General features: G+C 69.7%; 13 protein-coding genes and 1 pseudogene. 10 read left to right on the plus strand and 4 right to left on the minus strand.

All coding sequences use genetic code 11. The annotated features are described in order from the left end of the window. Positions 1-23: 23 nt before the first annotated feature. Positions 24-233, plus strand: a pseudogene (locus D0D37_RS48065) (amidase); the annotation flags it as partial. Positions 234-290: 57 nt separating this feature from the next. Here D0D37_RS48065 and D0D37_RS23190 read toward each other — a convergent pair. Both D0D37_RS23190 and D0D37_RS23195 read right to left on the minus strand, forming a co-directional pair. Continuing rightward, complete coding sequence (locus D0D37_RS23190; protein ID WP_116202670.1) at positions 291-962, minus strand: transporter; 672 nt, start codon at positions 960-962, stop codon at positions 291-293. A gap of 33 nt (positions 963-995) precedes the next feature. After that, positions 996-2393, minus strand: coding sequence for an APC family permease (locus tag D0D37_RS23195; protein ID WP_162834414.1), 1398 nt, complete (start codon positions 2391-2393; stop codon positions 996-998). 244 nt (positions 2394-2637) lie between these two features. On the opposite strand from D0D37_RS23195, the gene D0D37_RS23200 reads away from it, so the two are divergent. The 4 genes from D0D37_RS23200 to D0D37_RS23215 all read left to right on the plus strand — a co-directional run bounded on the left by D0D37_RS23200 (position 2638) and on the right by D0D37_RS23215 (position 7849). Further along, on the plus strand, positions 2638-3261 hold the full coding sequence (locus D0D37_RS23200) for a TetR/AcrR family transcriptional regulator (RefSeq protein WP_116202672.1): 624 nt from the start codon (positions 2638-2640) through the stop codon (positions 3259-3261). 122 nt (positions 3262-3383) lie between these two features. Then, positions 3384-4739, plus strand: coding sequence for a flavin monoamine oxidase family protein (locus tag D0D37_RS23205; RefSeq protein ID WP_116202673.1), 1356 nt, complete (start codon positions 3384-3386; stop codon positions 4737-4739). A gap of 51 nt (positions 4740-4790) precedes the next feature. After that, complete coding sequence (locus tag D0D37_RS23210; protein ID WP_116202674.1) at positions 4791-6239, plus strand: aldehyde dehydrogenase; 1449 nt, start codon at positions 4791-4793, stop codon at positions 6237-6239. A gap of 62 nt (positions 6240-6301) precedes the next feature. Further along, positions 6302-7849, plus strand: coding sequence for a long-chain-fatty-acid--CoA ligase (locus tag D0D37_RS23215; protein WP_116202675.1), 1548 nt, complete (start codon positions 6302-6304; stop codon positions 7847-7849). Between the two features lie 628 nt (positions 7850-8477). Here the strand turns inward: D0D37_RS23215 and D0D37_RS23220 are convergent. Both D0D37_RS23220 and D0D37_RS23225 read right to left on the minus strand, forming a co-directional pair. Next, positions 8478-9476, minus strand: a complete 999-nt coding sequence (locus D0D37_RS23220; RefSeq protein ID WP_116202676.1) for a serine hydrolase domain-containing protein — start codon at positions 9474-9476, stop codon at positions 8478-8480. Then, positions 9466-10275: an IclR family transcriptional regulator gene (locus D0D37_RS23225; RefSeq protein ID WP_116202677.1), complete on the minus strand. Its 810-nt coding sequence runs from the start codon at positions 10273-10275 to the stop codon at positions 9466-9468. Before D0D37_RS23225 ends, D0D37_RS23220 begins: the two co-directional genes overlap by 11 nt. A gap of 69 nt (positions 10276-10344) precedes the next feature. Between D0D37_RS23225 and D0D37_RS23230 the strand changes: the two genes are divergently transcribed. From D0D37_RS23230 to D0D37_RS48490, 5 genes are read left to right on the plus strand one after another with little or no spacing between them, the layout of a single operon-like run. Further along, a complete protein-coding gene (locus tag D0D37_RS23230) occupies positions 10345-11889 on the plus strand; it encodes an ABC transporter substrate-binding protein (protein WP_116202678.1) in 1545 nt (514 codons plus the stop codon). Continuing rightward, entirely contained in the window at positions 11886-12857 is a 972-nt protein-coding gene (locus D0D37_RS23235; RefSeq protein ID WP_116202679.1) for an ABC transporter permease, read from the plus strand. Before D0D37_RS23230 ends, D0D37_RS23235 begins: the two co-directional genes overlap by 4 nt. Next, the gene (locus tag D0D37_RS23240; RefSeq protein WP_116202680.1) at positions 12854-13738 is read left to right on the plus strand and encodes an ABC transporter permease; all 885 of its coding nucleotides are present in this window, start codon (positions 12854-12856) and stop codon (positions 13736-13738) included. Before D0D37_RS23235 ends, D0D37_RS23240 begins: the two co-directional genes overlap by 4 nt. Further along, a complete protein-coding gene (locus tag D0D37_RS23245) occupies positions 13735-14532 on the plus strand; it encodes an ATP-binding cassette domain-containing protein (RefSeq protein ID WP_116202681.1) in 798 nt (265 codons plus the stop codon). Before D0D37_RS23240 ends, D0D37_RS23245 begins: the two co-directional genes overlap by 4 nt. Next, positions 14529-15326: an ATP-binding cassette domain-containing protein gene (locus tag D0D37_RS48490; RefSeq protein WP_116202682.1), complete on the plus strand. Its 798-nt coding sequence runs from the start codon at positions 14529-14531 to the stop codon at positions 15324-15326. Before D0D37_RS23245 ends, D0D37_RS48490 begins: the two co-directional genes overlap by 4 nt.

Genomic DNA, 15326 nt, shown 5'->3' on the forward strand with positions numbered 1-15326 from the left:
GCCGCGCATCGGGATGTCGATGCCGGATCGACGTCGACGGCGTCGAGACCCGTTCTTCGACCGGTTGGTCTGGGCCGGTGTCGCCTCCATGCCCGGCTTGCCCGCCACGGCGATGCCAGCGGCCTCTCTCAGGAGGGGTTCAGGTCGTCGGCCCGATGTTCGAGGGCCAGACCCCGCTGCGGGTGGCGGAGCTGTTGGAGGAACGGATCGGCGGGTTCCAGGCACCGAAGTAGCGCAGTCGTTCGGCCCGCCCGGGATGGTGCGGGCCGAACAACCGAGTGCGCGCTCGCTCAGTGCGCGGATTCAGCGGATTCCGGTGCACGCACCGTCTTGCCTGCAGAACGCTGCAGTGCACCGTAGGCGTGGTAGATCTCGAACAAGCAGAATCCCCACACCGTCAGCGCCGCGATGAAGAAAAGCGTCTTCTCTGAATCATCTCCAGGGATAGTGTAGAAATCGTAAATACTGGCGATGATCTGCGAGGTCACGATGACCGCGGCGATGCCCCATGCGTGGAGGCGCTCGCCGGCCTGCCACAGCCGCCAGGCGAAGTAGGCGAGGAAGCACGACAGCACGGTCCACATGATCAGGAGGAAGAGGGGAGTGAACAAACCCAGGGGCACGAAATGCAGGACAAGCCCGACCACCGCGGCGATCGCGAAGCCCCACACGTCCGTGGCGACCGACGGTTTGTACCTGTGCGTGGCCATCATCAAGCCCATGATGACCAGGACCGTGAACCCGAGCGCCCGGGAGAACGCGTCGAGGAAGAACGAGATGTGGTAAAGCACCGGGTTCGGATTGAAGGTGTAGACGAGCAAGTTCGTGCCGGAGTAGGCGACGATAAGCCATTCGATTCCCAGCACGTAGTTCTTGTGCTTCTTGATGAACTTCCAGCCGCAGAACGCTCCGCAGGCGATCATCCACAGATCGGCCACGCTGAACCAGAAGATTCTGGTCATGCTTCCTCCTCGTCGAGTTTTACGCACTGCCGGTTATCGGGGACCGTTGCCGGACGCCGTTCCCTCGCGCTTTTCCGCGGAGGCCGGAACGACTGTCCGGCGGCCTGCCGCCACGGCGCCGATCACGGCGGCGGCCGGCAAGGCCCAGGGGAGGGAGTTGACCCAGGTGAGGTCGCTTCCGGTCAGGGTCGGATAGTTGACGACCATCACGACCAGTCCGCCGACGAGTCCGGCGCAGCCGAGCGCCGGGGCCACGACGGCGCCCCAGATCGACTCCTGTTCCCGGCGGCGGAGGAAGAATCCGACGATCGAGGCGGCGGCCACGGCCTGCAGCAGGACGATGCCGAGCACGCCGAGCCCGTAGAGGCTGACTCCCATGCCCAGATACGGGTCCTGGCCCGCGAGCGTGAAGCCGATGGTCGTCGCGGCGAGCAGGCCGAGCTGCCAGGCGCTGGCCGTCGCCGGGGAGCCGTGCCGGGGGTGGATTTTCGCCAGGGAGCGGGGGAGCAGGCCGTCCCTGGCCAGCGCCACGTGGTAGCGGGCGGTGTTGCAGTGGAAGGCGAGGAACGCGGCGAACAGGCTGGTCACGACCAGGATCCCCATGAGATCGGCGTAACCCTTGCCGAGCAGGCCCGCCGCGGCGTTGAAGACGAAATTCGACGGGTCCGCCTTGGCGGTGCGCTGCGCTTGGTCGGTCCCGGCCGCCGAGATCGCGGCCCACGTGGTGCACAGGTAGAAAACGGTGATGATCGCCAGCGAGACGTAGGTCGCCCGGGGCACGGAGCGTCGCGGATTGCGGGCTTCCTCGCCGTAAAGCGCGGTGGCCTCGAAGCCGACGAACGAGCCGAACGCGAACATCAGGCTGACGCCGAATCCGCCGCCGAGCACGACGCTCGGCGCGAACACCCGCAGCGAGAAGCCGTGGAACCCGTGCTCGACCAGCGTCGCCACGTCGAAGCCCAGCAGGACCAGCACCTCGGCGGCCAGCGCGACCCCGAGCACCTTCGCGCTCATCGTGACCTCGAAATACGCCAGCACGGCCACCATCGCGACCGCGACCAGTCCGCACACCGGCCACGGCGCCGCGATTCCGAACTGCCCGAGAACCTGACTGCCGAAGTAGGCGAGGCCGCCGAACACGCCGATCGTGGCGACGTTGTAGGCCACCAGCGCGATATACGCCGTGGCGCCGCCCGCCCGCCGGCCCAGTCCCTCACGCGCGAAGGTGTAGAAGCCGCCCACGTTGGTGATCCGGCGGCTCATGCGGACGTACCCGGCGCTGAACAACGCCAACGCGGCGCCCGCGATCAGATAGCTGCCCGGAACTCCCGGACCGTTTCCCAGCGCGACAGCCAGCGAGAGCAGGGCCACCACCGCGCCCATCGGCGCCACGCCGGCCAGGACGAAGAACACGATGTCAGCAGTGCTCATGGCACCGGAGGCGAGGTGTCCTTCGCGGGGGCTGGCGGAGTCGTGCGAGGACATGACGGTCCCCTCTCTTGTGGACCTTGGGGTCAGCTCGCTCACGTCCCGAGCCGGGATCGGGAAACATCGGCTAGGATCAAGTCACGCGACTGACTGACTTTGTTGGCTGCTGACCATAAGCCGGTGACGACGCCTCGGCAAGGCCTGTGGCAACATTTCTGTCGTCCGACTGAACGGGAGGGGTCGTTCCATGGCGCACGTCGAGGCATCGGTTCGCCGCCCGCAGCTGGTCGCCGCCGCGCGCAGCGTCCTCGCCCGCGACGGGGTCGCGAAGACCTCCCTGCGCGCCGTCGCCGCCGAGGCCGGAGTCCCCCTCGGCACGATGCAGTACGTGTTCCCGTCCAAGGAACTGCTGCTGCGCGCCGTGATCGAAGACGTGGTCGGCGAGATCGCCCAGGTGATCAAGGCGTCCGCGGAGACGGGCGGCGGCCTGGAGCACGCGATCCGCCAGGGGCTGACCGCGTTCTGGGCCAAGCTGGTGTCCGGCCACCAGGGCCTCCAGCTCATGCAGTACGAGCTGACGATCTACTCCCTGCGCACGGCGGGGCACGAAAGCCTGGCCCGCTGGCAGTACGAACGCTACGCGAGCATCATCGCCGAGTGGTGCCAGGAGGCGGCGCACAACGCGGGGGAGACCTGCGCGGTGCCGTTCGGCCGGCTCGCCCGCGTCATGCTCGCCGGATGCGACGGGCTGATCCTGCAGCACGTGTGCGACCCCAATGAATCCCGCTCGCGCGAGGACCTCGACAGCCTGATCCAGATGCTCACTTCGCTGGCCGGGGTGCGCCCGGCCGCCGCCGCCGCGGAGGCCTGAGCTTCCCCGCCGGTTTCGGTCGAGCGCACGAATCTCCCGCGCGCAGTCTTGCGCCATCCAAGGGCGCGGCCTACTCTCTCGCTATTCAGTCGGTCGACTGAATGGGTGTGGAGGTGTCTGAGATGCATGACGTCGACGTGGTGGTCGTGGGCGCGGGACTGGCCGGCCTGAGCGCCGCTCGCGAGCTGGCCGCCGCCGGGAAGTCCGTGACCGTGCTGGAGGCCCGCGACCGGGTCGCCGGGAGGAACCTCGGCGGTTTCCTCAGCAACGGGGTTCCGGTGGAGATGGGCGGCCAATGGGTCGGCCCGACGCAGGACGCGGTGCTCGAACTCATCAAGGAATTCGGCCTGGAGACCTTCCCGACGCACGACACCGGCCTGGCTCTGACGGTGATCGACGGGGACGTCCTCCGCTACGCCGACGACGACGGCAGCATTTTCGGCCTGCCCGACGAGCATGCCGCCGAGGTGCTCCGGCTCTGGGAGCAACTGGAGATCCTGGCCTCGGCGGTCCCGGTCGAGACGCCGTGGGAGACCGAGGGCGCCGAAGACCTGGATCGGCAGACCCTGGACGGCTGGCTGGTCGCGAACACCGAGAACGACATCGCGCGCCGCTTCTTCCGGTTCCTGGTGCCTGCCCTGTTCTCCGCGGAATCCCCGGAATTGTCCTTGCTGCACTTCCTTTTCTACCTCAAATCCGGCACCAGCCTGGAGACGCTCGTCGCCGTCGCCGGCGGCGCCCAGCAGACCCGCGTCGTCGGCGGCACCCACCGGATTTCCGAGCGGATCGCCGCCGAACTGGGCGACCGCGTCCGGCTCGGCGCCGTGGTCCGGACCATCCGCCAGGACGAGACCGGCGTGGTCGTCGACTACGAGGGCGGCAGCGTCACCGCCGGGCACGTGGTCGTCGCCGTCCCGACGACGTTGGCCGGCCGGATCCGGTACGTCCCCGCGATGCCGCCGCTGCGCGACGGGCTCACCCAGCAGATGCCCGCGGGCTCGGTCATCAAGTTCCAGATCGGCTACGACACGCCGTTCTGGCGCGAGGACGGGCTGAGCGGATTCGCGGTGAGCCTGGACGACGAGTTCAACGTCGTCATGGACAACAGCCCGCCCGACGCCTCGTGCGGGGTGCTCGTCGGTTTTCTCGAGGGCGCCTACGCCCGCGCCGCCTGCGAACTGAGCTTCGAGGAGCGCCGCGAGCTGGTGCTCGGCAACCTCGTGAAGTACTTCGGGCCGAAGGCGGCGCACCCGTTCGACGTTCTCGAACAGGACTGGAACGCCGAGGAATTCACCCGCGGCTGCTACGGCGGACGGCTCGCGGCCGGCGCCTGGACCCAGTACGGCCCCGCGCTCGCCGCCCCGCAAGGACGCATCCACTGGGCGGGAGCGGAAACCGCAGCCGTCTGGAACGGCTACATGGACGGCGCCATCCGCTCGGGCCGCCGCGCCGCGGACGAGATCCTGGGGTTTCGCTGACGCCCGTCGCGCCGCCGCCGATCTCCGAGAAACGCAGAAAGGGAGCACCTCGTGGTCCACACGCACGACACGCTGTTCATCGGCGGTGAATTCGTTGCCGGGCAAGGAAACGACACGATCACCGTCGTCAACGCGAGCACCGAAGAGGTCATCGGCCGGGTGCCCGAGGGGACCCGCGCGGACGTCGACGCCGCGGTCGCGGCGGCCCGTCGGTCCTTCGCCGACCCCGGCGGCTGGGGCGGATTCACCGCGCATCAGCGGGCCGAAGCCATGAACCGGCTCGCCGACGAACTCGACGCCCGGCAGAAGGACATCGCCGCCGCCGTGTCGAGCCAGAACGGCATGCCGCTCGGGCTGTCCAGCCAGTTCGAGGTCAACTACCCCTCCGCGGTGATCCGGTACTACGCCGGCCTCGCGGCGACCACCGAGGAACTGGAGCATCGCGCCGGTTTCCTGGGAGCAGGCGACACGCTCGTCCAGCGCAGCCCGATGGGCGTCGTCGCGGCCATCGTCCCGTGGAACTTCCCGCAGGCATTGACCGCGTGGAAGGTCGGGCCCGCTCTCGCGGCGGGATGCACGCTCGTGCTCAAACCGTCGCCGGAAACCGTGCTGGACTCCTGTCTTTTCGCCGAAGCGGCCAAGGCCGCGGGACTCCCGCCCGGTGCCGTGAACATCGTGCCCGCCGGTCGCGAAATCGGGGCGTACCTCGTCTCCCACCCGGGCGTCGACAAGGTCACCTTCACCGGCTCGACCGCGGCGGGCCGCTCCATCGGCGAGGTGTGCGGGCGGCTGCTGCGCCCGGTCACGCTGGAGCTGGGCGGCAAGTCCGCCGCGGTGTTCCTCGACGACGTCGACCTCGACCTGGCCGCGATCGGGGAGTCGCTGTTCGCGGCCTGTTTCATCAACAACGGCCAGACCTGTTTCCTCAGCAGCCGCATCCTCGCCCCGAGGTCGCGGTACGACGAAGTAGTAGACGCGATCTCGACGTTGGCGGGCTCGATGACCGTCGGCGACGCACTGGACCCGGTGACCCAGGTCGGGCCGATGGCCACAGCGGCCCACCGCGACCGGGTCGAGGGCTACATCGCCAAGGGCAAGGCCGAAGGCGGCCGCGTCACCGCGGGCGGCGGCCGTCCGGCCGGGCTGGCGAAGGGCTGGTTCGTCGAGCCGACGGTCTTCGCCGACGTGGACAATTCCTCGACCATCGCGCGAGAGGAGATCTTCGGCCCGGTGCTGTCGGTGATCGCCTACGACGACGAGGACGACGCGGTGCGCATCGCCAACGACTCCGAGTACGGTCTCGGCGGGTCCGTGTGGACGTCGGATCCCGCGCGCGGCCAAGCGGTCGCCCGCCGGGTGCGCACCGGAACGATCGGCGTCAACCGCTACCTGCCGGACATCGCCGCGCCGTTCGGCGGCGTCAAGGCCAGCGGCGGCGGCCGCGACCTCGGTCCCGAGGCGCTCGCCGCCCACCTCGAGCTCAAGTCCATCTACGTCTGACCCGCACTCGTCGCCGGGCCGCGGGGATTCGCCCCCGCGGCCCGAACCTTCGGAAGAGGCCCATGCTGAACTTGTCGGTTCTCCTCGAGGACTCCGCCCGCACGCACCCGGACCGTGCCGCGCTGGTCCTCGGCCCGCTGCGGCTGACCTACGGCGAGGTCGACGCGGCCGCGAACCAGGTCGCCAACCTGCTGGTGCGGCGCGGGATCCGTCCCGGCGACAAGGTGGCGCTGAGCTGCCCGAACCTGCCGCGGTTCCCGATCGTCTACTACGGCGCGCTCAAGGCGGGCGCGGTCGTCGTACCGCTGAACATCCTGCTCAAGTCTCGCGAGGTCGCTTATCACCTGCGCGATTCCGGCGCGAAGGCGTACTTCTGCTTCCAGGACACGCCCGAACTCGCCATCGGAGAAGTGGGCTGGAAGGCCTTCGGCGAGGTCGAAACCTGCGAGAACTTCTTCCTGATCACGGCGGACCCGTCCGCGTCTTCACCGATCGAGGGCGCCCAGACCCTGGACGCCGAACTGACGGGCATGTCGCCAGTCTTCGACTCGGTGGCCACCGAAGCGACCGACACCGCCGTCATCCTGTACACCTCAGGCACGACGGGCCAGCCGAAGGGCGCTGAGCTGTCGCACGCGAACACGATGATGAACGTCGTCGCCTGCAACCGGATGTTCGAGAGCGTCCCGGCCGCCGACAGCCACCTTCTCTGTTTGCCGCTGTTCCACACCTTCGGTGCCACGGTGCAGATGCACGCTGGTTTCTCGATGGCCGCGACGCTTCACCTCGTGCCGCGCTTTGACGCGAAGCAGGTCGTGCAGCTGATGAACACCGAGGAGATCACCTTCTTCGCCGGTGTCCCGACCATGTGGTGGGGCCTGCTCGGCGCTCTCGGCGGCGACGTCGACGTGGAGCGCATCGCCCGCAACCTGCGCATCGGCGTTTCCGGCGGCGCCGCGCTGCCGGTCGAAATACTCGGCCAGGTCAAGGAAAAACTCGGCATCCAGGTCCTCGAAGGCTATGGCCTCTCCGAAACCTCGCCGGTCGTGACCTTCTCCGACCGCAGCCGCGAACCGCGTCCCGGTTCGATCGGCGTCCCGATCTGGGGCGTCGAGGTCAAGCTGATCGGCCCCGACTGGTCGGAGGTGACCGAGACCGGCGAAATCGGCGAACTCGCGGTCAAGGGTCACAACGTCATGAAGGGCTACTACCACCGGCCCGAGGCGACCGCCGCGGCGATCAAGGACGGCTGGTTCCGCACCGGCGACCTGGCCCGCCGCGACGAGGAAGGCTTCTACTACATCGTCGACCGTTCCAAGGACATGATCATCCGAGGCGGCTTCAACGTCTACCCGCGCGAGATCGAGGAGGTCCTGCTGACCCACCCGGAGATCAGCCTCGCCGCGGTCGTCGGCGTGCCGCACGAAAGCCACGGCGAAGAGGTGAAGGCGTTCGTGATCCCGAAACCCGGCGCGGAGGTCAGCTCCGAAGCGCTGATCGCCTGGGGCAAGCAACGGATGGCCGCATACAAGTACCCGCGGATCGTCGAGATCGTCGACGCGCTGCCGATGACCGCCACGGGCAAGATCCTCAAACGCGAACTCGCGTGACCGGCACTGCTGGCGCCGGTCGCCACAGAACCGCCGGGTACTCCTCAACGGACGCTCAGGACCAGGTGACCAGAAGCTCGTGCACCCCGTAAATGTTCATGTTCGTAACTCACTGATGAAACGGAGCATTCGCGGACGCCGCACGGCGGTGCGGCTGTGCACGTTCCCCACCGGCACGGCCGTCGCGGCGGCCCCGGAACTTGCTACTTCTCAGCAGCCACGGGCGGTAGGGAGCGCGCGGCACCCGTTCATCGCCTGGGATCTGGCGCGTTCGGGCGTCACGAGCACATGCTTTCCCGTCGAACTGTGCGCGACCTGTTGGCACGGAGAACGCGGTCGCTGGACGCTCGCGGTCGGGTGCGACGGCCCGAGCGGGTTCCCGGGCTGGCGGCGCGAACTGCTGGCCTGCCTGTCCGTCCGGGGCGAGTTCGGCGGGACGGCGCTGTACCTGCCGAATGTGCGGGAAGTCTGCGCGGCCCGAACCATGACAGCAGCGGCGGGGAGAGAGAGACGAGGCATCCCGCCATGGCATACGCCATGACCATCAGGCCACGGGTGGTGCTCGGCCGAGTGCGGCAATCGCGGCCGGAGCCGGTGCGCCATCCGGCGGCCCTGCCTGGGAGCCGCCCTATAGCCGCACAGCTGCGGAGTGGAAATCTCGGCGTACCGTTTCGATTCCGGTCGTCGTGCGGGTGGGGTGAACGCGGTTGGTGAGGAGAACGTAGTACCGGCCCCGGCCGGGTTCGAACCACACACTGGTTCCGGTGAATCCCGTGTGCCCGTAGGAATCCGGCGCCAGCTCGGTGCCCACTGGGGAGCCGGGCACGTCCAGGCACTGCCAGGCGAGGCCGCGGCGCAGATTCAGCCCGGGCGTCTGACAGGCGATCATCTCCGCGTGCGTCCCGGGTTTGAGCAGGGGTGCGGCCCCCGAGGCGAGAAGCTGCGCCCAGCGTTCCATATCGGACAGGGTGGAAAACAGCCCGGCGTGGCCGCAGATTCCGCCCAGCACCACGGCGTTCTCGTCGTGCACCTCGCCGCGGACGACGTGTCCGCGCCATGGGCATTCCTCGGTGGCGACGGCGTCCGGGACCGGCCCGAAGCCGGTCGCGGCGAGGCCGGCGGGCGTGCTGACCAGGTCGGCAACGAGCTGGTCCAGAGGGGCGCGTCCGGCGGCTTCGGCGACCAGGCCGAGCAGGATGAAGCCCTGCGACGAGTATTCAACCTGTCCGTCCGCGCGACGCGGTCCGACGCGGATGGCTTCGAGCAGGTCCGCACGGGTGGAATGAGTGCGCCACAACGGAGTTCCGCCCGGAAGCCCGGACGTGTGCGTCAGCAGCTGCCGGACCGTGATCTCGGCGGAGTGCGACGGCAGGAACCGGGAAACGGGGTCGTCGAAGGACAACAAGCCGCGGTCGGCGAGCGCGCCGACGACAATCCCGACGACCGGTTTGGTCACCGAAGCGAGATCCCATCGGCTGTTGGCGGCGACGGCGGGGCCGTCCCACCACTGCGTGCCGAGCATGCCCCGGTCGAGCACGCCGTCCGCGGTGCCGACTGACCACGCGGCGGCGGAGTAGACGCGATTTTCCCGGCCGCGCGCCAGCATCCGCGCCAAGTCAGTCTTCATCGGGCACCAATCGGACCGGCGAGCTGCTCAGCGCCGCCGAAATCCGGTTCGCCGCTTCGGCGACGAGCGGGCCGAGCGTCGGGTAGCTGTCGGGCGGCAAGGTGAACGTCAACCCGGCCACGCTGACCGCGCCAGCCACTTGTCCGTCCGCGGCAAGCACGGGAGCGGCGACACAACGGACGTGCTGCTCGTGCTGCTCGTCGTCGACGAGGTACCCGAGAGTGTCCACAGTGGTCAGAGATGCCCGGATTTCCGCCGGATCCGTGACTGTTTTCGGCGTGCGGGCACGCAGCGGCGCGGCGTCGAGCACGGTCGCGACTTCTTGAGGCGACAGCCGGGAAAGGATCGCGCGGCCGACTCCGGTGCAGTAGAGCGGGGCCTCGCCGCCGGGCCGGGTGTTGAGCCGGTACGCCTGGTCCGGTTCGAGCTTGTCCACGTACACCGCCAGGTCCGCGTGCCGCACTGCGTAGTGGACGGTGTGCCCGGTCCGCCGCCGCAGGTCGGCGAGGATCGGCCGGATCGCCGGACGTGCCGCGAGCACCGCCGCCGACATTCCCAGCAGCCGCGGTCCGACGGCGTACCGGCCGCCGCCGAGCCCGACCGCGAAGCCCGCATCGGCGAACGTCTGCAGCATCCGGTGCGTGGTCGGTTTCGGCAGGTCGCAGGCCTCGGCGAGGTCGGCGAGCCGGTGCGGACCACCCGGTCGCGACAGCGCGGCGAGGACCTCGAGGGCCTTGTCGACGGCACCGCGGGGCTCGGTCCGTCCGGTGCCGGACGGACCGTTGACAGCGTTCTTCACGCCGCCTACCTTAGCGCAATCGCGTTCCATCTGACGGAATGAGATGTCATCCCACGGAAAGGAAGACCCGTGGCCCCACCTCACCGCCTGTCTCGCCGCACCGCGCTCCGGCTGGCCGGGCTGACGCTGCCCGCGCTCGCCCTGCCCGCCGCGCTCACCGCGTGCGGCACGGCGACGGGCAGCCCCGGCCGCGTGCTGCGCGTCGCCCAGACGGCCGACCCGAAGACGCTGGACCCGCAGAAACAGGGCGATCTGACCTCGATGAACGTTCTGATCAACATCTTCGACACGCTCACCACGCGGGGAGCGGACAACCAGCTCGCGCCCGGTCTCGCGCTGTCCTGGTCCTCCCTCGACCGGCTGACCTGGCGGTTCCGGCTGCGGCCCGGCGTGCGCTTCCACAACGGCGAGCCCTGTGACGCGCACGCGGTCGCGTTCAGCGTGCAGCGGCTGCTGGACCCGGCGACGAAATCGCCGATCGTCGAGCTGCGCTACGTCAAGAAGGCGACGGTCGTCGACGACCTGACCGTCGATCTGCACCTCAGCGAGCCGGACCCGATTCTGCCGGCGAAGGTGTCGCTGTTCGGCGGGGTCGTTGTGCCGCCGGACTATCTTCGGCAGGTCGGCAACGCGGGCTTCGCGAAGCATCCGGTCGGCACCGGACCGTTCACGTTCGCCGAGTTCCAGCGTGACCATCAGATGCGGATGCGCGCGAATCCCTCGTATTGGGGCGGGAAACCCGCGCTCGACGAGCTCGTGTTCCTGCCGATGCCGGACCCGTCGTCGGCGCTGGCGTCGCTGCAGAGCGACCAGGTTGACATCGTCGCGAACCTGACCCCGGACGCCGCGCTGCAGATCCAGGGCTACCGCGGCGTCGAGATCCGGCACTGCCCGGGCATCCGCACGTCGTACCTTTCGCTCGACACCACCGCTGGCCCGCTTCGCGACGTGCGCGTCCGCCGGGCGCTCAACCACGCCGTCGACGTGCCGCTGCTGATCAAAGCGGTGCTCGACGGCAAGGCGCGCGAGGTGCCGACGATGTTCCCGCGTGAATCGTTCGGTTTCGATCCGTCGATCCAGCCGTACACCCGCGACGTCGACCTCGCGAAACGGCTTCTCGCCGAGGCCGGCTTCCCGGACGGCTTCGACACCACGCTCACCGCGCAGACCGCCGACGCCAACACCGCCGAGGCGATCTCCGGCCTGCTCGCGCGCGCAGGGGTGCGCGCCCGAGTCGAACTGGTGGACGCCGGCACCTACAGCAGCCGCCTGACCTCGAACAACCGCGGCGCGCTCGGCCCGATCTACCTCGCCGCGAGCACTGGCTGGACGCTCGACGCGGAAAGCCTCGTGCAGTCCAACGTCCGCCACGACCGCAGGCAGAGCCGATGGCGCAACCCCGAAGCCGACCGGCTCGTGGACGCCGAGGAGCAGTCGCTCGCGCCCGCCGACCGGCAGCGGGCGTTCACCGGCCTCCAGCATCTTCTGAACCAGGAGGCGCCGTTCGTGTTCCTGTACCAGATCGACACCGTCTACGCGGTCAACACGCGGCCGCGGTGGCAGCCGGGCGTCGTCGGCCTGCTCGCGATGGCCCGGGCGCAGGTGGCCTCGTGACCGCCCCGGCCGTCTCCGTCCCTCGTCCGGCCGCGGCCGGGACCGGTGTGCTGCGCGCGGTCGCGGCCAAGGTGGTCACCGCCGTCATCGTGCTGTTTTTCGTGGCCACCGCGGCGTTCTTCCTCGTCCGGCTCTCCGGCGACCCGGTGAAGCTGATCCTGCCGCCGGACGCGACCGCGCACCAGGAGGCGACCCTGCGGGCGAGCCTCGGCCTGGACCGGCCGCTGCTGACCCAGTACCTCGGCTACCTCGGCGGGCTGCCGCGCCTGCGGCTGGGCACGTCGCTGGTCTACGACCAGCCGGTCTCGGAGGTCCTGTTCTCCCGCGTGCCGGCGACGCTCGAACTCGCCGGGGCCGCATTGCTGGTCGCGCTTCTGATCGCCGTCCCGGCGGGCACCTACGCGGCGACGAGGCGGGGCCGCGCCGGCGACACCGGCGTGATGACCGGTGTCCTCATCGGACAGTCGACGCCCGCGTTCTGGGTCGGCATCCTGCTGATCCTGGTGTTCGCCGTGCAGTGGCAAGTGCTTCCCGCGTCCGGGTACGGCGGGCTGGAACACCTGGTCCTGCCCGCGGTCACGCTCGCGGTGTACTCGGTCGCGGTGATCGCCCGGCTGCTGCGGTCGTCGCTGATCGACGTGCTCGGCTCGGACTTCATCCGCACCGCCCGGGCGAAAGGCCTCGGCACCGGCGGAGTCGTCCTCTCGCACGGCCTGCGCAACGCCGCGCTGCCGGTGGTCACCGTGGTCGGGCTCGAGGTCGGCACCCTGCTCGGCGGCGCGATCCTCACCGAGCAGGTGTTCTCCTGGCCCGGCCTCGGCCGGCTGACCGTCGAGGCCATCCAGAATCGCGATTTCCCTCTCGTGCAAGCGGCGGTGCTGTTCTTCGCGGCCACGTTCGTCGTCGTGAACCTGCTCGTCGACCTGTCCTACACGCTGCTCGACCCGAGGGTGCGGGTGACCTCATGACCGCCGTGACCGCAGTTGTCCCGACCGCCCGGCCCAGCGTGGTGCGCGCGGTGCTGCGCAACAAGCTGGGCGTCGTCGCGATCACCGTTCTCGCGGTGATGGTGCTCGTCGCGGTCTTCGCGCCGCTGATCGCACCGTACGACCCGGCCGCGCAGAACCTCCTGGTGCGGCTCAATCCGCCCGCCTGGGCGCACGGCGGCACGTCCTCCCACCTGCTCGGCACCGACCAGCTCGGCCGCGACATCCTGTCCCGGCTCTTTTACGGCGCACGCGTTTCGCTGCTCGTGGGCGCGTGCGCGGCGCTGCTGGCCGGGGTCGTCGGCGCGGCGATCGGGCTGATCGCCGGGTACCTCGGCGGCTGGTTCGACCGGATCCTCATGCGGATCGCCGACATCCAGCTCGCGTTTCCGTCGATCCTGCTCGCGCTCGCCATCGTCGGCTTCCTCGGCTCCGGGCTGTGGTACGTCGTGCTGGTGCTCGGCTTCACCGGCTGGGTGTCCTACGCCCGGGTCATCCGGTCCGCGGTGCTTTCCTTGCGCACCAGGGAGTTCGTCACCGAGGCGCGGGCGATCGGCGTGCGCGGCGGCACCATCATGCGCCGGCACCTGCTGCCGAACGTGCTGGCCCCGCTGGTGACCATCGGCACGCTGCACGTCGCAGCCGCGATCGTGGCCGAGGCTTCGCTGAGCTACCTCGGCCTCGGCGTGCCGAAACAGACCGTGACCTGGGGCGGCATGCTCAGCGACGGCCAGCTGTACCTGGGCACCTCGTGGTGGGTCGCGGTGTTCCCGGGGCTGGCGCTGATGCTCACCGCGCTGTCTGTCAACCTGACCGGCGACGTCCTGCGCGACGTCGCGGACCCGAAGGCGTACCGCTCATGAGCGCCCTGCTGGAGATCGACGACCTGCGGATCGAATTCCGCCTCGCGACCGGGACCGTGGTGGCCGCCGACGGCGTGAGTTTCGCCGTGGAAGCCGGCGAAACCCTTGCCGTGGTGGGGGAATCGGGCAGCGGCAAGACCGCGACTGCGCTGTCGGTGCTGCGGCTCAACCCGGAACCGCCGTGCGTGTACGCCGGGGGAGAGGTGCGCCTCGACGGACGCGACGTGCTTCGCCTGCCGGAGAAAGAACTCCGGCGGATCCGCGGCAACGACGTCGCGATGGTCTTCCAGGACCCGATGACCAGCCTGAACCCGGTCAAGCGCGTCGGCGCGCAAGTCGCCGAGGTGCTGCGGCGGCACCAGGGCGCGACACGGGCGCGGGCCCGCGCGGCGGCAGTGGAAGCGTTGCGGGAGGCCGGGATTCCCGACCCCGAGCGCCGCGCGGACCAGTATCCGCACCAGCTGTCCGGCGGTCTGCGGCAGCGCGTGATGATCGCGATGGCCCTCGTCGGACGGCCGCGCGTGCTGATCGCGGACGAGCCGACGACCGCGCTCGACGTGACCGTCCAGGCGCGGATCCTCGATCTGCTGGTGGACCTGCAGCGCAAGCACGGCATGGCGATCGTGCTGATCACGCACGACCTGGGCGTCGTCGCCGAGGTCGCCGACCGGGTCGTGGTGCTGCGGTCGGGTCAGGTGGTGGAGACCGGTGACGTGGTGCCGGTGTTCGAGCAGCCGCAGGAGGAGTACACGCGCGAATTGCTGCGCGCCACGCCGAAACTGGAGCGGGTATGACGAACCTGGTGGAGATGCGGGGCCTGCGCAAGGAGTACGGCGGGCTGGCCGCGGTGGACGGTGTGGACCTCGACGTGCACGCCGGGGAAACCTTGGCTGTGGTGGGGGAATCCGGCTCCGGGAAGACCACGCTGACCCGGCTGCTGCTGCGGCTGGAAGACCCGAGCGCCGGCTCGGTGCGCTTCGACGGCGCGGACCTGTTCGCGTTGCCTGCCGCGCAGCTGCGGAAGGTGCGCCGGGAGATGCAGGTGGTGCTGCAGGATCCGTACTCCAGCATGAATCCGCGATGGCGGATCACCGACGTGGTGGCCGAACCGCTGGTGACGCACGAACGCGGGATGCGCGGCCGGGCCGGCCGGGCGAAGCTGCGCGGACGCGTCGGCGAAGTGCTCTCCGCGGTCGGGCTCTCGCCGCAGATGCAGGACCGCTACCCGCACGAGTTCTCCGGCGGGCAGCGGCAGCGCATCTCGGTGGCGCGGGCGCTGGCGGTGCGGCCGCGGCTGGTGGTGCTGGACGAACCGACGAGCGCGCTGGACGTCTCGGTGCAGGCGCAGGTCCTTGATCTGCTCGCGGACCTGCAGAGCCGGCTCGGGCTGACGTACTTGTTCGTGTCGCACAACCTGGCGGTGGTGCAGCAGATCGCGGACCGGGTGGCGGTGATGCGTGCCGGGCAGGTGGTGGAGCTGGCCCCGGCGGAGCGGCTGTTCCGCGCGCCGGAGCACGAGTACACGCGGACCCTGCTGGACGCGGTGCCGAACCCGGACCCGCGAGCGCGCCGGCGGGTGGCTTCGTGA

Source organism: Amycolatopsis circi (assembly GCF_003385235.1).
Taxonomy (GTDB): domain Bacteria; phylum Actinomycetota; class Actinomycetes; order Mycobacteriales; family Pseudonocardiaceae; genus Amycolatopsis; species Amycolatopsis circi.

Bases quoted from the DNA above. Each gene is read 5' to 3' on its own strand.
- D0D37_RS23190 (WP_116202670.1), bottom strand. From the start codon at position 962: ATGACCAGAATCTTCTGGTTCAGCGTGGCCGATCTGTGGATGATCGCC.
- D0D37_RS23195 (WP_162834414.1), bottom strand. From the start codon at position 2,393: ATGAGCACTGCTGACATCGTGTTCTTCGTCCTGGCCGGCGTGGCGCCG.
- D0D37_RS23200 (WP_116202672.1), top strand. From the start codon at position 2,638: ATGGCGCACGTCGAGGCATCGGTTCGCCGCCCGCAGCTGGTCGCCGCC.
- D0D37_RS23205 (WP_116202673.1), top strand. From the start codon at position 3,384: ATGCATGACGTCGACGTGGTGGTCGTGGGCGCGGGACTGGCCGGCCTG.
- D0D37_RS23215 (WP_116202675.1), top strand. From the start codon at position 6,302: ATGCTGAACTTGTCGGTTCTCCTCGAGGACTCCGCCCGCACGCACCCG.
- D0D37_RS23220 (WP_116202676.1), bottom strand. From the start codon at position 9,476: ATGAAGACTGACTTGGCGCGGATGCTGGCGCGCGGCCGGGAAAATCGC.
- D0D37_RS23240 (WP_116202680.1), top strand. From the start codon at position 12,854: ATGACCGCCGTGACCGCAGTTGTCCCGACCGCCCGGCCCAGCGTGGTG.
- D0D37_RS23245 (WP_116202681.1), top strand. From the start codon at position 13,735: ATGAGCGCCCTGCTGGAGATCGACGACCTGCGGATCGAATTCCGCCTC.
- D0D37_RS48490 (WP_116202682.1), top strand. From the start codon at position 14,529: ATGACGAACCTGGTGGAGATGCGGGGCCTGCGCAAGGAGTACGGCGGG.